This window comes from Burkholderia sp. Bp8994 (assembly GCF_003853805.1).
GTDB lineage: Bacteria > Pseudomonadota > Gammaproteobacteria > Burkholderiales > Burkholderiaceae > Burkholderia.
In genome coordinates this window covers 107,650-129,710 of the sequence record NZ_QTQH01000021.1, presented here as the reverse complement: position 1 = coordinate 129,710, position 22,061 = coordinate 107,650, and the positions used below count along the sequence as shown (strand labels likewise).

18 protein-coding genes are annotated in these 22,061 nt (G+C 63.9%); 16 read left to right on the top strand and 2 right to left on the bottom strand.

Annotated elements, in window-relative coordinates:
- Positions 1 to 2: 2 nt before the first annotated feature.
- From DIE04_RS23060 to DIE04_RS23040, 5 genes are all read left to right on the top strand, one after another.
- Positions 3 to 1,547: a sugar ABC transporter ATP-binding protein gene (locus tag DIE04_RS23060; RefSeq protein WP_124485214.1), complete on the top strand. Its 1,545-nt coding sequence runs from the start codon at positions 3 to 5 to the stop codon at positions 1,545 to 1,547.
- A gap of 19 nt (positions 1,548 to 1,566) precedes the next feature.
- Positions 1,567 to 2,604 carry an ABC transporter permease gene (locus tag DIE04_RS23055; RefSeq protein ID WP_124523172.1) on the top strand — a complete coding sequence of 346 codons (1,038 nt, stop codon included), beginning with the start codon at positions 1,567 to 1,569 and terminating at the stop codon, positions 2,602 to 2,604.
- Between the two features lie 86 nt (positions 2,605 to 2,690).
- A complete protein-coding gene (locus DIE04_RS23050) occupies positions 2,691 to 3,632 on the top strand; it encodes an ABC transporter substrate-binding protein (protein WP_124485216.1) in 942 nt (313 codons plus the stop codon).
- Between the two features lie 43 nt (positions 3,633 to 3,675).
- Positions 3,676 to 4,566 (top strand): amidohydrolase, encoded by an 891-nt coding sequence (locus tag DIE04_RS23045; RefSeq protein ID WP_124485217.1) that lies wholly within the window; start codon positions 3,676 to 3,678, stop codon positions 4,564 to 4,566.
- Positions 4,567 to 4,643: 77 nt separating this feature from the next.
- Complete coding sequence (locus DIE04_RS23040) at positions 4,644 to 5,405, top strand: FadR/GntR family transcriptional regulator (protein WP_124523174.1); 762 nt, start codon at positions 4,644 to 4,646, stop codon at positions 5,403 to 5,405.
- 16 nt (positions 5,406 to 5,421) lie between these two features.
- Here the strand turns inward: DIE04_RS23040 and DIE04_RS23035 are convergent, their stop codons facing one another.
- A complete protein-coding gene (locus DIE04_RS23035) occupies positions 5,422 to 6,663 on the bottom strand; it encodes an FAD-binding oxidoreductase (protein WP_124485219.1) in 1,242 nt (413 codons plus the stop codon).
- A gap of 302 nt (positions 6,664 to 6,965) precedes the next feature.
- On the opposite strand from DIE04_RS23035, the gene DIE04_RS23030 reads away from it, so the two are divergent.
- Positions 6,966 to 8,051 (top strand): hypothetical protein, encoded by a 1,086-nt coding sequence (locus tag DIE04_RS23030; protein ID WP_124523176.1) that lies wholly within the window; start codon positions 6,966 to 6,968, stop codon positions 8,049 to 8,051.
- 184 nt (positions 8,052 to 8,235) lie between these two features.
- On the opposite strand, the gene DIE04_RS29865 is transcribed toward DIE04_RS23030, so the two are convergent.
- A complete protein-coding gene (locus DIE04_RS29865) occupies positions 8,236 to 8,391 on the bottom strand; it encodes a hypothetical protein (protein ID WP_185500410.1) in 156 nt (51 codons plus the stop codon).
- A gap of 78 nt (positions 8,392 to 8,469) precedes the next feature.
- On the opposite strand from DIE04_RS29865, the gene DIE04_RS23025 reads away from it, so the two are divergent.
- The 10 genes from DIE04_RS23025 to DIE04_RS22970 all read left to right on the top strand — a co-directional run bounded on the left by DIE04_RS23025 (position 8,470) and on the right by DIE04_RS22970 (position 21,836).
- Positions 8,470 to 9,177: a YfiR family protein gene (locus tag DIE04_RS23025; RefSeq protein WP_124523178.1), complete on the top strand. Its 708-nt coding sequence runs from the start codon at positions 8,470 to 8,472 to the stop codon at positions 9,175 to 9,177.
- Positions 9,174 to 10,442 carry a diguanylate cyclase domain-containing protein gene (locus DIE04_RS23020; RefSeq protein WP_124523180.1) on the top strand — a complete coding sequence of 423 codons (1,269 nt, stop codon included), beginning with the start codon at positions 9,174 to 9,176 and terminating at the stop codon, positions 10,440 to 10,442. The genes DIE04_RS23025 and DIE04_RS23020 overlap by 4 nt, the downstream gene beginning before the upstream one ends.
- Before the next feature lie 88 nt (positions 10,443 to 10,530).
- On the top strand, positions 10,531 to 11,040 hold the full coding sequence (locus DIE04_RS23015; RefSeq protein WP_044847820.1) for an OmpA family protein: 510 nt from the start codon (positions 10,531 to 10,533) through the stop codon (positions 11,038 to 11,040).
- A 249-nt stretch (positions 11,041 to 11,289) separates the two neighbouring features.
- Entirely contained in the window at positions 11,290 to 13,179 is a 1,890-nt protein-coding gene (gene tssF / locus DIE04_RS23010; protein WP_124523182.1) for a type VI secretion system baseplate subunit TssF, read from the top strand.
- Between the two features lie 134 nt (positions 13,180 to 13,313).
- Entirely contained in the window at positions 13,314 to 15,452 is a 2,139-nt protein-coding gene (locus tag DIE04_RS23005; RefSeq protein WP_124523184.1) for a type VI secretion system Vgr family protein, read from the top strand.
- Between the two features lie 17 nt (positions 15,453 to 15,469).
- Positions 15,470 to 15,928, top strand: coding sequence for a DcrB-related protein (locus tag DIE04_RS23000; protein ID WP_039323783.1), 459 nt, complete (start codon positions 15,470 to 15,472; stop codon positions 15,926 to 15,928).
- Positions 15,925 to 20,238: an RHS repeat-associated core domain-containing protein gene (locus DIE04_RS30205; protein WP_260426271.1), complete on the top strand. Its 4,314-nt coding sequence runs from the start codon at positions 15,925 to 15,927 to the stop codon at positions 20,236 to 20,238. The genes DIE04_RS23000 and DIE04_RS30205 overlap by 4 nt, the downstream gene beginning before the upstream one ends.
- 7 nt (positions 20,239 to 20,245) lie before the next feature.
- Positions 20,246 to 20,881: a hypothetical protein gene (locus DIE04_RS22980; RefSeq protein WP_124523188.1), complete on the top strand. Its 636-nt coding sequence runs from the start codon at positions 20,246 to 20,248 to the stop codon at positions 20,879 to 20,881.
- Between the two features lie 148 nt (positions 20,882 to 21,029).
- Positions 21,030 to 21,293 (top strand): hypothetical protein, encoded by a 264-nt coding sequence (locus DIE04_RS22975; RefSeq protein WP_221621957.1) that lies wholly within the window; start codon positions 21,030 to 21,032, stop codon positions 21,291 to 21,293.
- A 198-nt stretch (positions 21,294 to 21,491) separates the two neighbouring features.
- Entirely contained in the window at positions 21,492 to 21,836 is a 345-nt protein-coding gene (locus tag DIE04_RS22970) for a hypothetical protein (RefSeq protein ID WP_124523190.1), read from the top strand.
- Positions 21,837 to 22,061 lie beyond the last annotated feature (225 nt).

The window sequence follows — 22,061 nt, the reverse complement described above, 5'->3', positions numbered from 1 at the left end:
CCATGCAACCCGATCCGAACCCGACGACCCCCGCGCCCGCGGCGCTGATCGAGCTGACCGGCGTCAGCAAGCGCTTTCCGGGCGTGCTGGCGCTCGACGATTGCCGCTTCGACCTGCGCGCCGGCGAAGTGCATGCGCTGATGGGCGAGAACGGCGCGGGCAAGTCGACGCTGATGAAGATTCTCGCCGGCGTGTACCAGAAGGACGAAGGCGAGATCCGGATCGACGGCCGCGCGGTGGACATCGACGATCCGCGCGCCGCGCAGGCGCTCGGGATCGGCATCATCCATCAGGAACTGAACCTGATGAACCACCTGAGCGTCGCGCAGAACATCTTCATCGGCCGCGAGCCGCGCGGCCGCTTCGGCGTGTTCGTCGACGAGGACCGGCTGAACCGCGACGCCGCCGCGATCTTCGCGCGGATGCGGCTCGATCTCGACCCGCGCACACCGGTCGGCCGGCTGACGGTCGCGAAGCAGCAGATGGTCGAGATCGCGAAGGCGCTGTCGTTCGACTCGCGCGTGCTGATCATGGATGAACCGACCGCCGCGCTGAACAACGCGGAAATCGCCGAGCTGTTCCGCATCATCGGCGACCTGCGCGCGCACGGCGTCGGCATCGTCTACATCTCGCACAAGATGGACGAGCTGCGCCAGATCGCCGATCGCGTGACGGTGATGCGCGACGGCAAGTACGTCGCGACCGTGCCGATGGCGGATACGTCGATGGAAGCGATCATCGCGATGATGGTCGGCCGCCAGCTCGATGCGACGTTCCGAACGCCGCCCGATACGTCGGCCAACGCGGTCGCGCTCGAGGTGCGCGGGCTGTCGCGCGGCCGCGCGATCCGCGATGTCGGCTTCACGCTGCGGCGCGGCGAGATCCTCGGCTTTGCGGGGCTGATGGGCGCGGGCCGTACCGAGGTCGCGCGCGCGGTGTTCGGCGCGGACCCGGTCGACGCGGGCGAGATCCGCGTGCACGGCAAGACCGTGACGATCCGCACGCCGGCCGACGCGGTGAGGCACGGGATCGGTTATCTCTCGGAGGACCGCAAGCACTTCGGGCTGGCGGTCGGGATGGACGTGCAGAACAACATCGCGCTGTCGAGCATGCGGCGCTTCGTGCGCCGCGGCATGTTCCTCGATGCGCGCGGGATGCGCGACACCGCGCAGTCGTACGTGCGGCAGCTCGCGATCCGCACGCCGTCCGTCGCGCAGCCGGCGCGGCTCCTGTCGGGCGGCAACCAGCAGAAGATCGTGATCGCGAAGTGGCTGCTGCGCGACTGCGACATCCTGTTCTTCGACGAGCCGACCCGCGGCATCGACGTCGGCGCGAAAAGCGAAATCTACAAGCTGCTCGACGCGCTCGCCGCCGACGGCAAGGCGATCGTGATGATCTCGTCGGAGCTGCCCGAGGTGCTGCGCATGAGCCACCGGATCCTCGTGATGTGCGAAGGGCGCGTGACCGGCGAATTGCGCGCGGCCGACGCCACGCAGGAAAAGATCATGCAGCTCGCGACGCAGCGCGAGTCGACCGTATTGTCCTGATTCCGACGCTTACCCGATCATGTCCAACGATACGCATCCCGTTCCGCCTCTTGCCACCGGCGACACGCCGGCCGGCGCAGCGGGCCTCCGTGCCCGCTTCTTCAACCCGGCCGCGCGGCAGAAGCTGCTCGCGTTCGCGAGCCTCGTGCTGCTGATCGTGTTCTTCAGCTTCGCGTCGCCGAACTTCCTCGAAGTCGACAACCTCGTGACGATCCTGCAGGCCACCGCCGTGAACGGTGTGCTGGCCGTCGCGTGTACCTACGTGATCATCACGTCGGGCATCGACCTGTCGGTCGGCACGCTGATGACCTTCTGCGCGGTGATGGCCGGCGTCGTGCTGACGAAGTGGGGCCTGCCGCTGCCGCTCGGGATCCTGGCCGCGCTATCGTTCGGCGCGCTGTCGGGCAGCGTGTCGGGCTTCGTGATCGCGAAGATGAAGGTGCCGCCGTTCATCGCGACGCTCGGCATGATGATGCTGCTCAAGGGGCTGTCGCTCGTGATCTCGGGCACGCGGCCGATCTACTTCAACGACACGCCGGGCTTCACGTCGATCGCGCAGGATTCGCTGATCGGCAGCCTCGTTCCCGCGCTGCCGATCCCGAACGCGGTGCTGATCCTGTTCCTCGTCGCGGTCGGCGCGTCGATCGTGCTGAACCGGACGATCTTCGGCCGCTACACGTTCGCGCTCGGCAGCAACGAGGAAGCGCTGCGGCTGTCCGGCGTGAATGTCGATGCGTGGAAGATCGCCGTCTACACGTTCAGCGGCGCTGTGTGCGGGATCGCCGGGCTGCTGATCGCGTCGCGGCTGAATTCCGCGCAGCCCGCGCTCGGGCAAGGCTACGAGCTCGACGCGATCGCGGCCGTCGTGATCGGCGGCACGTCGCTGTCGGGCGGCGCGGGCAGCATCGTCGGCACCATCATCGGCGCGTTCATCATGAGCGTGCTGACCAACGGCCTGCGCATCATGTCGGTCGCGCAGGAATGGCAGACGGTCGTGACGGGCGTGATCATCATCCTCGCCGTCTACGTGGACATCCTGCGCCGGCGCCGCCGCTGACGCATGCACGCACGAACACGAACATGCAGGCGCTTCACCGCCGGCCGGGCCGGCATTTCAGTCGATACCAACCAAGGAGACGCGAAGTGATCAGGAGCAAGGTGTTGAACGCGATCGTCGGGCTGACGTTCGCCGTCGGCGCGACGGCCGGCGCGCAGGCGCAGGAATCCTACATCCCGCTGATCTCGAAGGGCTTCCAGCATCAGTTCTGGCAGGCCGTGAAGGCGGGCGCGATGCAGGCCGCGAAGGACTACAAGGTGAAGGTGACGTTCGAAGGCCCCGAAACCGAGGCGATGGTCGACAAGCAGATCGACATGCTGTCCGCCGCGATCGCGAAGAAGCCGGCCGCGCTCGGCTTCGCGGCGCTCGACAGCAAGGCCGCGCTGCCGCTCCTGAAGAAGGCGCAGGCCGAGAAGATTCCGGTGATCGCGTTCGACTCGGGCGTCGACAGCGACATCCCGGTGACGACCGCCGCGACCAACAACAAGGCCGCCGCCGCGCTCGCCGCCGACAAGCTCGCCGCGCTGATCGGCGACGAAGGCGAGGTGGCCGTGGTCGCGCACGACCAGACGAGCCGCACGGGCATCGACCGCCGCGACGGCTTTCTCGAACGGATGAAGTCCGCGCACCCGAAGGTGCAGGTCGTGACCGTGCAGTATGGCGAGGGCGATCAGCTGAAGTCCACCGAAGTGACGAAGTCGATCCTGCAGGCGTATCCGAAGCTCAAGGGCTTGTTCGGCACCAACGAAGGCTCGGCGATCGGCGTGGTGAACGGCGTGCGCGAGATGAAGCGCAAGGTCGTGATCATCGGCTACGATTCGGGCAAGCAGCAGAAGGACGCGATCCGCAGCGGGCTGATGGCCGGCGCGATCACGCAGAACCCGGTCGGGATCGGCTACAAGACGGTCGAGGCGGCCGTGAAGTCGGTCAAGGGCGAGAAGCTGCCGAAGGTCATCGATACCGGTTTCTACTGGTACGACAAGACCAATATCGACGACCCGAAAATCACGGCGGTGCTGTACGACTGAGCGCGACGTGACGCGGCGGGCAACGGTGAATCACGAGGACACCATGGGCGCAGTGCGTATCGATTCCCACCAGCACTTCTGGCGTTACCGCGCGGCCGACTATCCGTGGATCGGTCCCGGCATGGGCGTGCTCGCCCGCGACTACCTGCCCGACGCGCTGTGGCCGCAGATGCATGCACAGGCGCTCGGCGCGTCGATCGCGGTGCAGGCGCGCGCCGGGCGCGACGAGACGGCGTTCCTGCTCGATCTCGCCCGCGACGATGCGCACATCGCGGCGGTGGTCGGCTGGGAGGATCTCGGTGCGCCGGAACTCGCCGAGCGCATCGCCGAATGGCGCAGCCCGAAGCTGCGCGGCTTTCGTCACCAGGTGCAGGACGAAGCCGACGTCGGCGCGTTCGTCGCGGATCCCGCGTTCAATCGCGGTGTCGCGTGGCTGCAGGCGAACGGCTATGTGTACGACGTGCTCGTGTTCGAGCGCCAGTTGCCCGACGTGCGCGCGTTCTGCGCGCGGCACGATGCGCACTGGCTCGTGCTCGATCATGCCGGCAAGCCGCCGCTCGCCGAATTCCACCGCGATGGCGCTGCGCTTGCCCGCTGGCGTGCCGGGTTGCGCGAGCTGGGCGCGCTGCCGCACGTCGTGTGCAAGCTGTCGGGGCTCGTGACCGAGACGGACTGGCGGCGCGGCCTGCGCGGGCAGGACATCCGGCACATCGAGCAATGCCTCGACGCGGCGCTCGACGCGTTCGGCCCGCAGCGGCTGATGTTCGGGTCGGACTGGCCCGTGTGCCTGCTTGCGGCGTCGTATGACGAAGTGGCGTCGCTGGTCGAGCGCTGGGCCGAAGCGCGGTTGTCGGCGGCCGAGCGCAACGCGCTGTGGGGCGGCACGGCCGCGCGTTGCTATGCGCTGCCCGGCGATTCGAAGCCCCGCATATAAAATAGGCGCGAACGGCCCGACGCGCGCGCTCCATTCGTCAGACCGTCCGCAATGCAATCGCTTACCTGTATCAACGTATGTCCATCCAGCCGATTCAGAACCGCCGCCTCTACCAGCAGATCGCCGACAAGCTCAGCACGATGATCGAGTCCGGCGACTTCCCGCCGGGCAGCTATTTGCCGCCCGAGCGCGAACTGGCCGAGCAGTTCGGCGTGTCGCGCACGTCGGTGCGCGAGGCGCTGATCGCGCTCGAAGTCAGCGGGCTCGTCAGCGTGCGTGTCGGCGACGGCGTGAAGGTGCGCCAACCCGAGGCGGCCGCCGCGCCGGAGCCGCGGCCCGATACGAAGGTTGCGCCGTTCCCGGTCGTCGAGATCGATCCCGAGCTCGGCATCGCGCTCGACCTCGATACCGAAATCCCGCCGTTCGCGCTGCTGCAGGCGCGCCGGCTGATCGAGCCGGAAGCCGCGTCGCTCGCCGCGAAGCACGGCTCGGACGCGCAGATCGAAGGGATTCACGCGGCGTTCCTGCGCAACCAGGAAGACAACCGCAGCGGCTCGCTCACGCATCCGGGCGACCGGTTGTTCCATATCCGTATCGCGGAAGCGAGCGACAACCCCGCGTATGCGCTGATGATCAAGCAGCTGCTCGCGCACAAGTACGACCTGATGTTCCAGCGGCTGCAGTCGCTGTACATGCCCAACGACATGCCGCACCGCTCGGAGCTCGAACACCGCGCGATCCTCGACGCGATCCGTGCGCGCGACCCGGAGGCCGCGCGCCGTGCGATGGCCGAGCATCTCGACGAGGTGATCCGGATCTTCGGCCGCGCGCTCGACTGAGCGCGGGCGAGCGCAATCAGAAGCGGTCGGCGCGGTAGGGCGTCGGGTCGGTAAACGGCGCTTCGCCGGTCATCATCTCGGCCAGCAGGCGGCCGGAGACGGGGCCGAGCGTGAGCCCGTGATGGTTGTGTCCGAACGAGAACCACAGCCCGCGATGCGCGGGCGCGGGGCCGATCACCGGCCGCATGTCGGGCGTGCACGGCCGGAAGCCGAGCCACGGCTGCGGGTCGAGCCGTTCGCCGAAGCCGAACACCGGGCGCGCGACGCGTTCCGCGCGCTCGAGTTGTACGCCGGTCGGCGGCAGGCCGCGCCGGGCGATCTCGACGCCGGTGGTCAGCCGCAAGCCGCGCCGCATCGGCGCGATCACGTAGCCGTATTCGCGATCGACGATCGGCGCCGACGGCGCGCCGCGTTCGGACGGCGCGTAGTGCATGTGATAGCCGCGCTTCTCGCGCAGCGGAATCTTGTAGCCGAACTTGCCGAACACCGTGTCGGACCACGGGCCGAGCGCGACGACCACGGCCGGCGCGGCGATCTTGCCGTCGTCCGTCGTGACCTGCCAGCCGGGCGACAGCGCGTCGAGGCTCGCCGCATCGCCCGTGAGCAGCGTGCCGCCGCCTTGCACGAAGAGTTGCGCATAGGTTTTGACGAGCGCGGACGGATCGACGACGCTTTTCGGATCGAGCCAGTGCAGCGCGCCGCAGAAGCCGGGCGCGAGGCTCGGTTCCTGCGCGCGCAGCGTCGCGGCATCGAGCGGCGTGATGCCGAGCCCGTGGCGGCGCGCGGTGAGTCCCGCATCGGTGACGGCGCGTTCGAACGCGGCCGGCGTGCGGAACGCTTCCATCCAGCCGCTCGCGCGGATCAGCTCGGTGGCGCCGGCGCGTGCGATCAGCGCGTCGTGCTCGACGATGCAGCGCTCGATCAGCGGCAGCATGTCGCGCGAGGCCGCCGCGTGACGCAGCGGCGCCGATTCCCACCAGAACCTCGCGAGCCACGGCGCGAACGCGGGCAGCGACGTGCTGTGCCAGTAGAGATCGGTGGAGCGGTTCAGCGCGTAGCGCATCAGCGTGAACGGGCTGCGCGGGAACGGATACGGCTCGACCGACGAGCGCTCGATCAGCCCCGCGTTGCCGAAGCTCGTGCCTTCGCCGGGCGCGCCGCGGTCGACGAGGGCGACCTTGCGGCCGCGATCCTGCAGGTGCAGCGCGGCGGAGACGCCGACGATGCCCGCGCCCAGAACGATTACGTCGAAGTCCATGAGGGAAGGCGAAATAGACGGTTAGCGATCAACACTCGAAGTCGGCGACGGCGCTTCGGTCGGGTGCTCGGAATTGCAATCGAATGATCAGCTAGGATACTCGCGAACGCGACGATGCGCGAATCGGGCGCTTGGCCGTGAGGTTGTCGCAACAACCATTCCGGTTGTACGCTAGGCGGCCGGCCGTACGCAGCCGGATACGAAGGCGTCGCGCAAATTGCATTTCTCACTTCCGGAGCGATTCGAGTACCTGGAGAGCGGGCGACTTCGTCGAATTTGCCAACTGGTCACGAGAGCGCTCCATGCCCGAAAACAATATTTCCGAGGCCCGACAACCTGCCGCAATTCCGTGGCATCGATCGCCGCTCGTTCGCAGCGCAGCCGTTTTGGCGGGACTGTTCGTCATCCTGCAGCTCCTCAGGTTTCAGCTGGTGATCAGACTTGTGGTCGGTGCGATTTCGGCAACGATGCTGTATGGGATCTTGCGTGAATGGATCCCCATGCTGCGGCCATTTCGAACATGGCTGATCCGCCGCACGGTCAGAGTCATGCGGAAACTGCGCCCGATCGCGAAACTTCCTCCGGATGTCACCGTGGCTTATGGTCTGGTCGCAATGATGTTGCTGCTTTCCGGAATCCTGTGGATTGGGCTGGATATGCCGCGGATCGGCCGTTTCTCCATACCGGTGTTTCTTCTCCTTGCATACGCGGCTGCTCGACACATCTACCATGTGTTGAGCCTGGTCGCGCGCTGGACGTGGAGCAAGGTATTGGGAAAGGGCGCCTATCTGGCGGTGGCGTCGATCGCGCTTTGGCTCGCGCACTCGGACGCGGAGCGACTGGTCCTGACGCTGACGCATGAAACCGCCGACCACTTTTCCAGCTTCACGGGCCTGTCGGCTTCCGTATTTTTCGCGCTGCGTCTGGTTCAGGCAGCGGGACTTATGCTCGTTGCGTTCTTCGTATTTCAGTTGGTTTTCCTGGTCGGCAGCATGATCATTCAGCATGCTGCAAATCAAGTCAGGATATTCAGCACGCACGGAGCTGAACGGATGACCGTGACCTGGAGAAGGCTCAGGTTCGGGCTAAAAAAAACGGAGCCTGACGGCCGGAAGCGGCTTCGCCAGGTGATTGCCATGCTGGCGCCGTGTGGCATGGTGTTCTGGGCAATAGCGTTGCTGATGGGGCCCACCTATCTCATAGGCAGTATCGAGACCCGGACGCTGTTTTCTCACGTGCTGGTACGGACGACGTATTCGGCGGCAAGCGCGTGCCGTGGGGACAGTCGTGCGGGGTTGTTCGCACGCATCGGTGACGACAGTGTGTCGGAGGCCGTGAAGGACGGGTACGGGTATGTATTCCGGACCGTGCCGTGTAAAGCGAAGTAGGTACCGTTTTCCGCGGGCGCATGAATCCTTGTCGTGTCGCGCATCGTATGACGGATCCGTTTCGTCAGGCGCGGAATCGTGCAGCAACTTTTACTGGCTGTGCATCGATGCGTATTGGAAACCGGCCCGGTGCGCCTCTGCGAAACTGCATGTGCTTGATGCGCACGGTCGTCCTATCCGCTGATCAATCTGCGGAAGCCGAATTCAGATCGGCGTTGCGCTTCGCTTTCACCGCCATCACCAGGCTCAACGCTGATTCAACATACTTTCCGACGGTTATTTGGCGGGAGTATCCCACTGGTTCGGGTTGCGAATTTTTACCTAAGATGGAAGCAATCATGTGCGTGACACGGTACCTGCGCACGCACACGGCAGGCAGGAGGCAGGGCCGGGAACGACTGCAACCGATGTTTCCATCATGGATGCGAGTGTGTGCGCGACGGCCGCGAAGCATGCGGCCGCATCGACGCCAGCGGGTGCGGCGGCAATCGCCGCGCGGACGGCGTGCGGCCGGTCGGGCCGAGTCGCGTCGTTGCGTCACGCATTCATCGCAATCGTTTGCGTTCTGAGCGTTGTCCCTTCCGTCCTCGCCGGATCGCTTGCCGACAGGGGCGACCCGGTCGACACGATGCACGTCGCAGCCACCGCGACGCCCGCCGGCCCGACGGGTCCCGCCTTTTCGTCACACGACTCCAACGTACGCCAGGTCGTGCTCGGCATCGTCAGTTTCACGCGCTGGCCGACGACGCCCGTGCGCCTGCATCTGTGCGTGACGGGCAGGCCCGACTACGCGGGCGACCTCACCGACACGATGCAGGCCGGCTCGACCGTGCTCGACGTGCAGCGCGTCCGCTTCGACGATCCCTCGCTCGGCATCGCCTGCGACGTCGTGTATCTCGGCGCGCTCGGCAACGACGAGCGAATGCGGGTGAGAACCGCGCTCGCCGGCCGTCCGGTGCTGACCATCGCCGAACACGATCCGTCGTGCACCGCGGGCAGCATGTTCTGTCTGACGGTCGAAGGCGAGCACGTGACGTTCGACATCAATCTCGACGCCGTCGCGCGCAGTGGCGTGCGCGTGCATCCGAACGTGCTCAACCTCGCGCGGCGGACGCTGACGCCATGACACGTTCCGCGCCCCCCATCGCGTCCTCACGCGTGCCGCGCCCGACGCTGCAAAGCGTGTTGCGCCGCGCGCACCTGCGCCTGGCGTTCGTCGCGGTGACGATGGCCGCCGTGTCGCTGATCGTCGTCGCCGTGATCGCGTTGCGTGCGTATGCCGGCAACAACCTCAACCTGCTGGCCCGCTCGCTCGGTTACACGGTCGAGGCGGCGCTCGTGTTCGGCGACCGTGCCGCGGCGAGCGAAGCGATCGCGACGATCGCCAGCGATGAGGACGTCGCGCAGGTGGTGGTCACGGACAACAAGGGGCAGTTGTTCGCGACCTGGAAGCTGCCTGCCGGCGGCCGGATCGCCGGGCTCGAGCGCGTCGTCGCCGCTCTCGCGTTGCCGGGCGCCGTGACCGTTCCGGTGATGCACGACGGCATCGTCGTCGGTCAGGTGATCGTGCGTGGCCGCGGGCATCAGTTCTTCGGATTCCTGCTCGGCGGCATCGGCGGCATTCTCGGCTGTCTCGTCGTCAGCGTGTTCGGCGCTTACATCAGCTCGAAGCGTCTGCTGCGCAATATCGTCGCGCCGCTGCGCGCGCTTGCCGCCGTCGCGCACGCCGTGCGGCGCGAGCGTGCATTCGCGCGTCGTGTCGAGCCGGTGGCGATCGCCGAACTGAACCAGCTCGGCGACGACTTCAATGCGCTGCTCGATGAACTCGAGGAATGGCAGAACACGCTGCGCGACGAGAACGCGTCGCTCGAATACAAGGCGACGCACGATGCGCTCACCGGTTTGCCCAACCGCGTGCAGTTCGAGTCGCGTCTGTCGCTTGCACTCTGCGACGCCGTGTTGACGGGACAGCGGGTCGCCATCCTGTATCTCGACTGCGACCGCTTCAAGGAAATCAACGACTGCCTTGGCCACGATGCCGGCGATGCGGTGCTGGTCGGCGTCGCGGCACGGTTGCGCGCGCAGGTGCGCGAAACCGATCTCGTCGCTCGCCTGGGCGGCGATGAATTCGCGGTGATGCTGACGGGTGTGCGCGACACGGACAGCGTGTGCCTGATCGCCGACCAGATTTTGTCCGGCATGGTGTCGTCGATCGAGTTGCCCGACGGACGCATGGTGGCCACCATGATGAGTGCCGGCGTTGCGCTGTATCCCGACCATGCGTCCGACGCGAGCGGCTTGCTGCGCGCGGCGGATGCCGCGATGTACCGCGCCAAGCGTGCGCGGCCGGGGTCGTGGCAGTTGTCGGAAGGCGTAGCCGGGCCGGTTTGACGTCGATCGTTTCGCGCTGCGGGCGAGGCCGCGGCGGCGGGATAAGAAGCGCACGCGATGCGGGCGCATGCGAAGCAAGGGGACTGTGATGAAAAACGCGTTATCTGTGAGCATGGGGAGGATGTGCGTCGCGAGCGCGGTGCTGCTGTGCCTGCTGCTCGGCGGGTGCAAGACGCCGCCGCTTCATCGTGGGCTCACGCAGACGCAAGTCACGGCGCTGAAGTCGGCCGGGTTTCAGGAGACCGAGCAGGGGTTCGAGTTCGGGTCGACGGGGCCGATTTTGTTTGACTTTGATCGGTACAACCTCAAGCCGGTCGTCAGGCGGATCGTCGAGCGGATCGGGAGGACGTTGAGGTCGGCCGGGATCAACGGTGTGCGGGTTTATGGGTACTCGGACGAGGAAGGGGAGACGGCTTACGATCTCGAGTTGTCCCGGCGGCGGGCGGAGGTGGTGGCGATCGAGCTGGTGGATGTGGGGCTGGACGGCAAGCAGATCGCGGTGGTCGGGAAGGGGAAGAGCGATCCGGTGGGGGATAACCGGACACCCGCCGGGCGGGCGCAGAACCGGAGGGCGGCGATTGTGGTGTCGCCGCGGTGAGGGGAGCGCATGCGTTGGGCTGTAACAGTTTGCCACCATTGCCATGCAGAAGCCCGAACGTCCATTCGCGAGCGGCGAACCTTGATGATCACGGCAACCGGGCCGGATCTGCGGCACGAAACGGACACGCGTGACTGGAAGTTTCCCGGAAAATCTGAAACGAAGTTTTCAACTGCCTGAATAAAATCGTTCCGCCTTTTTTGAACGCTGCATGGCCAAGCGGCGAGTGCAGCGGCTACCGGAACGTGTATGGCCCTGGAACCCAACGACCTGCTTCGGCATTTCGAACGTGAGCTTGCGCTGCTGCGCCGTTCGATGCAGACGTTCGCGCAGCGCTTTCCCAAGATCGCCGCGCGCCTTGCGATCACTGGCGAGCATTCGGACGACCCGCACGTCGAACGCTTGTTGCAGTCGTTCGCGTTGCTGGCGGCGTCTCACGACATCCGTCTCGAGGATGACGTGCCTGCGTTTTCACACAGCCTTCTCGAATCGCTGCACGGCACGTTCCTGCGCCCGTTTCCTTCCTGCGCGATTGCGCAATTTCGTGGCGGCCAGACCGACAAGCAGACCGCACCTCGCGTCATCCCCCGCGGTGACCGATTGATCGCGCCGGCCGGCCGCGAAGTATTTCGGATGACAGATGACGTCACGATCGTGCCGTTGACCGTCGCGGCCGTGCGTTACACGACGTCGGCGATCGCACCGCGAGACGCGGCGTTGCCCGCCGAAACGTCCGGCTTCCTGAGCATCACGTTCGAGCTGACTGCATCGGAAGCCACGTTTGCGATCGTGCCGGACAGGCTGCGCCTGCACTTCACCGGTGCGCGCGAGGTTGTCGCTGCACTCGCGGACGCCGCGCTGCTGCTTGCCGTACGAAGTTTCGCCGAAGTGGGCGAGTCCGGTCGCTGGAAGCGCCTGCCGGGCGTGGCGATCACGGCCGTCGGCGTCGAGCCGGCCGATGCGCTGCTCGCCCCGCCGCCCGACGACGCCCTCGGGCCGTTTCACCTGCTGATGACGTACTGCGCCGCTCCGGAGCGTTTCGACTTTGTCGACGTCGACATGAGGCTGCTCAAGCGTGCCGCCGGCGACGGTCGTCGCGTCGCGCTGCATCTCGCGATCGCCGGCGTGCATCGGGACTCGCATCGCGCCCAGCGTCTGGCCGCCGCGACGGCGGACCATGTGCGCTTGTTCTGTACGCCCGTGATCAACCTGTTCCCGGACGATGCTGCGCCGATCGAGACGCGTGCCGGTTGCGCGTATTACCCGGTGAAGGCGCTGGCTCAGGCCGGTACGCCGCGCACGGACATCTGGTCGATCGACTCCGTGCGTGAGATTTCCGACGCGGGGACATCGGCACTGGCGCCATTCCATTCCCTGCGGCACGGCATGGACGGCCGTCCCGGGTTGTTCTGGACTGTATTGCGCGACGAGGCGAGGCGGGCACCGAAGCGGAAGCCTGTCGACCCCGACGCCAAACAGGCGGACAAAGCGCCGACACCGACGCCTGCCCCGGACGAGACGCCAGAGCCGCTCCACGGCGTCGAACTCCAGCTCACCGACCGGGACGGCCAACCTGCCGATCCGGGCAAGCGCAATCTGGCGATCCGGCTTTCCTGTACCCAGGGTGACCTGTCCGGGATGCAGGCGTGCGAACTGACGCCGGCGGAAGGCGACCCGGTGGGAACGATCATGTTGCTGAACCGGCCGACCCGGTGCCGGGCGCGGGCTTTCCGCCACGGGGAACTGTGGGATCTGCTGTCGCTTCTCGTGCCACAGGCGATCCGGCTGGACAAAGGCGGCCTGGCTCAGCTCAGGCGGCTTTGCGCACGCTGGGCGGAGGATTCGGTCGATGCCGGACGGCGCTTCGATGCGCTCGTCTCGTTGTCGACCGCGCGCGTGCGGTGCTGGCTGCCCGGCAAGCCGGCCTCGGCGTTCGTGCAAGGGCTGGAAGTGCGGCTGGTCGTGGACGAGCAGCGCTTCGCCGGGTTCAGCCTGGGCGGGTTCGCGCACGTGATGGACCGGTTTTTCGCGCCGTACGTTCCGGTTAACAGCTTCGTGCAGATCGTGCTGTTTTCAGCCCATACCGGTGCGGTGCTTCGGCGTGGGCAACCTTGTCCCGGCACCCAGCCTTTGATCTAGTTCCCGATTATTGGGGCGATAACGAAAACGTTTGCGAAGGCGTCTTTCGCGCCCCCGGGTTTTGACCTACATTATCGAGGCTTCGGCCCGGCGAACCGGCCGACAGAACCTGAGAACACAAGCAAGGAACAAGAATGAGTTTCGCTCCGAACGGGGGTATTCCCAACGGTTTGGGCGGCAGTGCGCTCGGCTCCCTGAGCGCGCTCGGCGGCCTCGCAGGTCCGATCGCATCGAGTGTTGCCGGAAGCGTCGGCCCGCTCGCCGGCCTGGCCGGGCACGTCGACACCGTCCAGCGCGCGATGCAACTCGCGCAAACCGGTTTCTCGCTGATGGACAAGACGCCCGGCGCGATTGCCGAGGTGATCAACGGCGCCGCCAACCCCGCGCGCCTGACCCAGCTCAATCGCTACGTGACGCTCGATACGCCGCTCGGCCCGGACGTGCTGCTGGTCAGCGCGGCCGTCGTCGACGAGTACGTGAACCGGTTGCCGGAGATTCACCTCGACCTGCTGTCGCATCGCCACGACCTTCGCCCGGACGACCTGATCGGCCAGCAGGTCAAGATCCGCTTCGACCAGCAGGCGCGCCTGTCGACGCTCGAACGCTTCGTCGCAACCGGCACCGGCGATACCGACCGCTACTTCGACGGCTACGTCGCATCGTTCGACCGCGCCGGCAATCCCGGGAACGTCACGCAGTATCACCTGACGGCCGTGCCGTGGTTCTGGTTCCTGACGCGCTCCACCGACTGCCGGATCTTCCAGAACAAGACCGCGCAGGACATCCTCACCGAGATTTTCCAGGAGCACGGGTTTTCCGATTTCGTGTTCGATATCCGGACGAGCCAGAAGCCGCTCGAGTACGTCGTGATGTATCAGGAGACTTACTACAACTTTTGCGCGCGGCTGATGGAGCAGGAGGGGCTGGTCTGGACGCACCGCTACGAGAAGGACAAGCATTTCCTCGTGATCGGCGACACGAACCTGCTGTTCCGTCCGATCGACGGGCTGGCCACCGTGCCGTTCGCCGCGACCGAGGCGAGTGAGGACAGCGGTATCGACCAGTTGCACGAGGGCCGGCGCTTCGGGGTCGGCAAGGTCACGTTTCGCGACTTCAATTACCAGAATCCGTCGTCGCCGCTGATGCTGGTCGAGGCCGAGCCGCAGAACCTCAAGCATGCGCGGCTCGACGCGACCGAGCGGTTCGAGCACCAGTCGCTGTACGACCACGGCGACGACGGCAACCGCTATGCGCGTTTCGCGATGGAGGCCGAAGAGGCGCAGGCCCATCGCTATACCGGCGGCGGCTATGCGTGGCGCATGACGACGGCCGGCGCCGTCACGGTGGCGAATCATCCCGTCCTCGAGAACAACCAGGAATACGTGATCCTGCACGTGCGTCATGAAGCGGTGAACGACTACACGCAGCACAGCGCGAAGCTGCCGTACCGCAATTCGTTCGCGCTGCTGCCGAAGAAGATTCCGTACCGTGCGCCGCGCGCGACGCCGAAGCCGGTGATTCACGGCACGCAGTCGGCGATCGTCGTCGGGCCGAAGGGCGAGGAGATCTATACCAACGGCAGCGCCGTGAAAGTGCACTTTCCGTGGGACCGGCGCGGCAAGAAGGACGGCTCCGATTCGATGTGGGTGCGCGTGTCGCAACCGTGGGCCGGCGACGGCTGGGGCGCGGCCGCGATTCCGCGGATCAAGCAGGAAGTGCTGGTCGCGTTCAACCAGGGCGATCCCGACAACCCGGTGATCGTCGGGCGCGTGTTCAACGGCGAGCAAGGTAATCCGTACCACGGCGCGGCTGGCCAGACGATGGGGATCAAGAGCCAGACGCACAAGGGGCAGGGGTCGAACGAAATCCGCATGACCGATACGAACGGCATGCAGGAGTTCTTCATGCACGCGCAGAAGGACATGAACACCGTCGTCGAGAACAACGAGACGCACAAGGTGCTGGGCCCGATGCGTACCGTGCTGGTGGCGACGGGTAGCGAAGAGAAGCAGATTCCGCAGGGCAACCTGACCGAGACGATCGCCGAGAAGCGCAGCACGACCGCGACCACCGTCGAGGTGACGACGCCGGCCAAGGACGGCGGCGGCGGCACGCAGATGTACGTGGCCGAGCGCGGCATCCTGCTGAAGGTGCAGGACAGCTCGATCTCGCTCGCGCCGGAAGGCATCCGCCTCGAACACAAGGGTTCCGTGATCCTGATGACCGACGACGGCGTGATGGTCAACGGCAAGCGCATCGACCTCAACAAATAACTCGAACGACACCAGCCATGCACTACGCAATCCACGAAGGCACCTTCGAACTGCCGGACGCGGCGCTCGACCGCACCGTCAACATCCTGATGATGAACGTCGGCCCCGGCGGCCTCAACCTCGTGATCGCCCGCGGGCGGTTTCGCGACGGCGAGAATCTCGACGCATTCGTCGCGCGCGAATGGGAAGTGGCGTCGCGCGATGCGCGGATGCTCACCGAGAAGGCGCGCCGGCCGATCGTGGTCGGCGGGCGCGCGGGCATCCAGATCGATTCCACGCACGAACGGGACGGCCGGCTCTGGCATCAGATGCAGACCATGTTCCCATCGGACGACGCCGGCCGCGTGCTCGTGATGACGCTGACCAGCGCGGCGCCGCTGACCGACGAACAGCAGGCGATCGCCGACCGCATGCTTGCCAGTTTCCAGCCGCGCGCGGCTCGGCCGACCCTGCTCGGGCCGGGTGACGCGTCGTGAGCGCGGAACACTTCGCCGCCGCCCGCTTCGAAGACCCGATCCAGCACACGTCGTTCTGGGGCGAGCTTGCCGGCACGGTCGGGTCGGTGATCGGCGGTGCCGTCGTCGGCGCGTTGGTGGCCGAGGCGATGGAGGGGCTGGTGTTCGTCGGCCTCGCCGCGCTCGAAATCGGCACGGCCGGGCTGGCGACGCCGCTCGTGATTGCGATCGGCGTGGGCGTCGCGGTGGGATCCGGCGCGCTGATGGAAGCGAGCGGCATGAACGAAGCCATCGACGACGGCGCGAAGGCGCTGGCCGATTCGATCGCGCCGCCCGAGATCAAGGGCAAGATCGCGAGCGGCTCCGGCAACGTGTACGTCAACGACAAGCCGGCGGCGCGGGCCGCGCAGCCGGGGGATCTCGACACCGTTGCGTGCACGGATCATCCTGGGCCGCAGATGATTGCCGATGGGTCGGGGAGCGTTTATATCAACGATCAGCCGGCCGCGCGCGTCGGCGACAAGACGACTTGCGACGGGACGATCGCCGAAGGCTCCGATAACGTTTTCATCGGCGGCGGCACGCAGCGCGTGCGGGACGTCAAGTCGGCGACGCGGCTCGGCTGGCTCGGCGCCGCGCTGGGGATTGCGCTGGCGGTTTGCGGCCGCGGCAAGATGAGCTGGGGGCAGTTCCTGAAGAGCAAGGTGCCGTGTATCGCGATGAATTTCGCGGCGAGTGCGTTCGGGACGTGGCTCGGCAGTCTGGCGAGACCTTCGGCCGGCCATCCGGTGAACGTCATCACCGGCGGCAAGGTTCTCGACGGCACGGACGACACCGACTTCGCTTTGCCCGGGCCGCTGCCGATCGTGTGGCGGCGTTTTTACAGCAGCCATGACGATCGTGCGGACAGCCTGTTCGGCACCGGCTGGAGCGTGCCGATCAGCGTCGAGCTGCGGATTGCGCGCGAGCACGGCGAGGTCACGTCGATCACGTATTGGGATGAGCAGGGGCGCGATATCGAATTTCCGGCCGTGCCGCCGGGTGAGAGTCATTTCAGCGTGCCTGAAGGCATCTATCTGATCTGTACCGCCGGCGGTCACTATGTGGTCGAAACGGTCGACGGTCTGTATCGCGATTTCGGCCGTGCGCGCAGCGATGCGGACAGCGAGACGCTCAAGCTGTGGCGTCTCGAGGATCGCAACGGCAACTGGATCGAGGTGGAGCAGGAAGCGGCCGATGACGTCGTGCGGCCCGGGCTGCTGCGTGATAGCGCGGGTCGTTTGTTGACGCTTGTCTACGATTCGTCGCACCCCCGACGCATCGCCGCGATCGAGCTGACGCGTGGTGTGGACGGCGAACGCCCCGATACGCTCGTGTGTTACACGTACAACGACGCCGGCGAACTGGTGGCCGTGACCGATCGCAGCGGCCACGTCGGGCGACGGTTCGGCTACGAGCGCGGACTGATGGTGCAGCACACGTTGCGCGGCGGCTTGACGTGCTTTTATGCGTGGCAGGGCGTCGGCCGCGACGCGCGTGTCGTGCGCCACTGGACCGACGACGGCGAAGCGTACACGTTCGATGCGGATCTCGTTCAGCGTTCGGTGACGATCGCCGACCAGATCGGGCGCGTCACGCAATGGACGTGGAACGAGGATCGGCAACCGACGAGTCATACCGACGCCGAAGGCCATGTGTGGCGGCTCGAGTGGAACGCGATGCGGCAATTGGTCAGTACGACCGATCCGGCCGGGAATACGACGCGCTTCGAATATGACGAGCGCGGGCGGCAGACGCAGCGTATCGATGCGCTCGGCCAGGTCGAGCGGACCGAGTGGAACGGGCACTACGATCTGCCCGTCGCTGAAACCGATCCGGCCAATGCGCGCTGGATCTATCGCTACGACGATCGCGGCAACCTGACGATGACGCGCGACCCTGCGGGTTTCGCGACCGAGTATTACCGGGACGATCGCGGGCTCGTTCATACGATTCGCGATGCGCGTGGCGGGTACAAGTTCCTCGAATGGAATGGTCGGGCGCAGTTGACGTCGTATACCGATTGTTCCGGCAAGGTCACGCGGTTCGCGTATGACGCACGTGGTGCGCTCGCGCGGGTGACGGACGCGGCCGGGCAGGCCACCGTGTATGAAACGGATGCGATGGGGCGCGTTACCGGGATCGGGACGGCTGACGGTGCGCGTCAGACGTTTCGATACGATGCGGCGGGGCGGCTCGTCGAGGTCGTTGATGCGAATCAGCGTCGGACGCGGTATGAACTCGATCCGCGTGGGTTGCTGTTGTCTCGCACGGATGCGGCGGATCGCGTGGTGCGGTTCGGTTACGACGATGCTTTCAGGCTTGCGAGCCTCACCAACGAAAATCGCGAGACATACCGTTTTCAGTATGAGCGGCGCGATCTGGTTTCCGCGCAGATCGGGCTCGATGGCCACAAGCGTACCTACGAGTACGACGTGTGCGGCCAGGGCACGATTGTCCGCGATGGACAGATCGAGACGCGATACGAGCGCGATGCGATCGGGCAGTTGACGGCGAAGCAAGCTCCGCATGAGCGTTGTGAATACCTGTATGACAAGGCCGGTCGAATCACATCGGCGGAGTTGTACGCGCTTGCCGCGCGTGGGCCGTCGCTGAAGAACCGGGTCAGCCTGAAATACGACGCGCGCGGTGAGGTCGTCGAGGAGTACACGCCGACTGGCTGGCTCGCGCACACTTACGATGAGCTTGGCAATCGCGTCAGCACGACGATTTCCGGCGAACGAACGATCGATTGGCTGCATTACGGGTCGGGGCATGTGCACCAGATTCGTTTCGATGGCGCCACGGTGGCCGATATCGAGCGGGATGACCTGCATCGCGAGATTCTACGAACGCAGGGCAAGCTGACGAGTCATTTCGGGTACGACGCGGTGGGGCGTCGGGCGCGGCACGCTGCGCAGCGAGGTACGGTGGGCGGCGAGTTGCTTGCGAAGCAGTGGCAATACGATGCAGCAGGCGACGTGATCCAGAAGCGCGATCAGCGCTACGGCACCACGAACTATCGGTATGACCCGACGGGGCGTATCGAGCAGGCCGTGGGGCCGGGATTGCCGTCGGAAGTGTTTCGCTGGGATGCGGCGGCCAACCTGGTGTCGAGCGATCACCCGGGCGGCTTTGTCGAGCACAACCGGCTCAAGATGTTCGAGGACAAGCGCTTCGAGTACGACTCGTATGGGCGGCTGGTTCGCAAGCTGAGCGGGCACGGGCCGGCCAAAGAGCTGATTCTTGAATACGACGATTGGAACCAGTTGAAGTCGGTCGTGACGAAGGACCGGCTCGGCATCGCGACGACGCACTTCGAATACGACGCGTTCGGGCGGCGGATCCGGAAGCTCAACGGCAGTTACGCGAGTACGGATTTCCTGTGGGACGGCATGCGGTTGGTGCAGGAGACGTATCACGATCGTCGTGGTGAGGAAGCGCTGACGTATTTGTACGAGTCCAATAGTTACGTGCCGCTTGCTCGGATCGATCAAGGGAAGGCGGCGGCTAATGATGCGGATGCACGGGATGCCGTCTACTACTTCCACAACGACGTTTCGGGGCTGCCGGAGGAACTGACTGACGCGGATGGCGAGCTGGTCTGGCAGGCACGCTACAAGGTGTGGGGCAATGCGGTGCAGGAGGAGTGGATTGCGCGGGTGCCGCAGCGGCCGACAGCCACGTGGGGCGAAGTGTCTGTGGTCGCGCCGACGCCGACACACGTACCGCGACCACAGAACCTGCGCTTCCAGGGGCAGTATCTGGATCGCGAGACCGGGTTGCACTACAACACTTTCCGGTTCTACGATCCGGACATCGGGCGATTCATTAATCCGGATCCGATTGGGGTGGTAGGAGGGGCTAACCTTTACCAATACGCCCCCAACCCTATAACCTGGATTGACCCCTGGGGGCTATCGTGCTCCAGTGACGCGAAGGAACTTGCACAAAATCTTGGAAACAGACCTAGCGCTGACTACCGGGCGCACCATATCGTAATGTCGAATTCGACTGATCCGAGAATGGTGGCGTTGCGAACCAAGATGGATAATCTCGGGATACCAATCAATGCGGGTGAAAATGGTGCTTGGCTGCCTAAAGACACTGGCTCGCGCCTAGCCGGCGACTTATCGACCGCCCATGCTGGGGAAGGTGTTCACAGTAACGCATACAAACAATACGTTTTTGATCATTTGGATAATGCAAATACGGTCCCCGATTTTCATGCTGGATTGGATAAAATAAGGACCGACCTTGAGAGCGGGAAGACTTTCCCCAGGAAAAGATAGGTGAGAAATGAAGAAAGACGATCTTGTTAAGCTGCTGCATGAAAGTGATGGAGCTTATTCAAAGTTTTTGAAGCACGCGAAAGAGAACACTAAATCAGAAGGGTGGGGAACTGGTGTCGGTGCCCCATTTTCTCTCGAGCCCTATCGTACTGAGATACTTGGAGTGAAGCCCGGCCGTATGTTGAAAGGCAAATCGGAGCCCGGACCCCGACGGTATTGTTATTCGTACGATGATCAAGGGCGAGTAATACATATGGTTGCGTATGGTAAATTGGGCGGTCCACCCGGAAACCAGGATTGGATGCGTTCCGATGATTTTTATCAATATTCAGAAAATTCTGCAACTCGGTACGTATATGGAAATACATTTAAAGAGAATCCCGATTCACAGGTGACTCGAGTTGTGCGATTGAACTATGTAAAGGGAAAGGTCTCTAGTGTATTTCAGCTTGAAAAACGAAATCTTGAGTATACGGAGACGAATTATTCATATGATGCTGATGGGAGTATTGTCGGGATAGTGGTTAAATGGCCGGAGGGGCGTTTTCCTGATCGAGTGTTATCGGTGGAGGGCGGCGGCGGTGATGTGAAGATTTTTGAAATTCGTGGCGAAAGAAAGATTCCCGTTTATCCGGAGCCTTAACGCGATCGGTGGTTGGGTTAACTTAAATAGAAGAAGCAGCGGTTTTCGTGCGGCAATTTGTCCCTCGCTCCCGCTGGAGGGAAGTTTCGAGAAAAGGGTGCCGGAGATATGCAATAAGAGCGAAACGGGGCGGTAGTCGATGATCCATATGGGTGCCGATGGCCGCGCTGGATCCTGCATGCCCCTAGTGAGAGGTCGGGCGATGAATAGGGATGAATTGATCGTACTGGTCGGAAGAATGAGAGAGTCAAATTATGCCTCCGACGAGGAGGCTGAAAATGACATTGAAATTTTGAATGCGAATGTGATTGATCCGAGTGCAATGGATTATATATTTCAGAAAAAGTGCGAGGATATGCCGCTGGAGGAAATTGTGGAGAAAATGCTTTCGTATAAACCGATGCAATTGTAAGTTGTGTTAAGAGCGGGGCGCGCGGAGGGCGATTCGTCCAATAACCAAGGGTGGTGTTTGAGTGTGACTCTTCTCGAATACGCGGACTTTTGTCGATCTGGCTGAAGGGGTTTGTGTTGATATTTGTGATTTATAGTCGAATAAAATGAATTCCATATGAGCTTGTGGGTAAAAGAGGTGTAACGGTTGGGGGGGCTCGTGCGAATTTATAATTCTCTGTTGGGGCTAACCGAAAATATCCAGTCGTTGCCAGAAAAAGACTGGATTTACGCAAATGTTGATTCCTGGCGGAGTGACCCAGAGCGGGCGAGGTTTTTCTACATCCCGTGGGATTACATTCAAGATCTGGATGATGATGAAATTTATGTGGACGACGAGGGCATGGAGATGCCGAAGTCAGTTGAGAAGTATAACTTGAGATGTTGGATGTTGGTGAATCAGCTGAGCCATATTTTAAAAAACAAGATCGATGAAAATGATAATGTCAGGTGGTTTATTGATGAGATAAATTATTATCGTGAAAATGATGAATTTAGGACTTAAATTTTAACATCGAGAAATTTGCAATACTGCTTGATTATTCGGTTCGAGCAGTCATATGACATTCTTTCGCGTTGATCGGTCGCGAGCGAAAATAGATTAAAATGGATGGCTGATCAGGTAGTCTCGGTAAGTTGGTTTCAATGCTTGTATTGCCGGGGCGACGAGGCTTGTGTATACCATTTACTGGTTCATGGCACGCGATCCGACTGGGTCGTGCGGCGGTCG

What these genes read in the sequence shown, in the direction of transcription:
- DIE04_RS23060 (WP_124485214.1), top strand. Translation starts at nt 3, where the DNA reads ATGCAACCCGATCCGAACCCGACGACCCCCGCGCCCGCGGCGCTGATC.
- DIE04_RS23055 (WP_124523172.1), top strand. Translation starts at nt 1,567, where the DNA reads ATGTCCAACGATACGCATCCCGTTCCGCCTCTTGCCACCGGCGACACG.
- DIE04_RS23045 (WP_124485217.1), top strand. Translation starts at nt 3,676, where the DNA reads ATGGGCGCAGTGCGTATCGATTCCCACCAGCACTTCTGGCGTTACCGC.
- DIE04_RS23040 (WP_124523174.1), top strand. Translation starts at nt 4,644, where the DNA reads ATGTCCATCCAGCCGATTCAGAACCGCCGCCTCTACCAGCAGATCGCC.
- DIE04_RS23035 (WP_124485219.1), bottom strand. Translation starts at nt 6,663, where the DNA reads ATGGACTTCGACGTAATCGTTCTGGGCGCGGGCATCGTCGGCGTCTCC.
- DIE04_RS23030 (WP_124523176.1), top strand. Translation starts at nt 6,966, where the DNA reads ATGCCCGAAAACAATATTTCCGAGGCCCGACAACCTGCCGCAATTCCG.
- DIE04_RS29865 (WP_185500410.1), bottom strand. Translation starts at nt 8,391, where the DNA reads ATGATTGCTTCCATCTTAGGTAAAAATTCGCAACCCGAACCAGTGGGA.
- DIE04_RS23025 (WP_124523178.1), top strand. Translation starts at nt 8,470, where the DNA reads ATGGATGCGAGTGTGTGCGCGACGGCCGCGAAGCATGCGGCCGCATCG.
- DIE04_RS23020 (WP_124523180.1), top strand. Translation starts at nt 9,174, where the DNA reads ATGACACGTTCCGCGCCCCCCATCGCGTCCTCACGCGTGCCGCGCCCG.
- DIE04_RS23015 (WP_044847820.1), top strand. Translation starts at nt 10,531, where the DNA reads ATGAAAAACGCGTTATCTGTGAGCATGGGGAGGATGTGCGTCGCGAGC.
- tssF (WP_124523182.1), top strand. Translation starts at nt 11,290, where the DNA reads ATGGCCCTGGAACCCAACGACCTGCTTCGGCATTTCGAACGTGAGCTT.
- DIE04_RS23005 (WP_124523184.1), top strand. Translation starts at nt 13,314, where the DNA reads ATGAGTTTCGCTCCGAACGGGGGTATTCCCAACGGTTTGGGCGGCAGT.
- DIE04_RS23000 (WP_039323783.1), top strand. Translation starts at nt 15,470, where the DNA reads ATGCACTACGCAATCCACGAAGGCACCTTCGAACTGCCGGACGCGGCG.
- DIE04_RS22980 (WP_124523188.1), top strand. Translation starts at nt 20,246, where the DNA reads ATGAAGAAAGACGATCTTGTTAAGCTGCTGCATGAAAGTGATGGAGCT.
- DIE04_RS22975 (WP_221621957.1), top strand. Translation starts at nt 21,030, where the DNA reads ATGGGTGCCGATGGCCGCGCTGGATCCTGCATGCCCCTAGTGAGAGGT.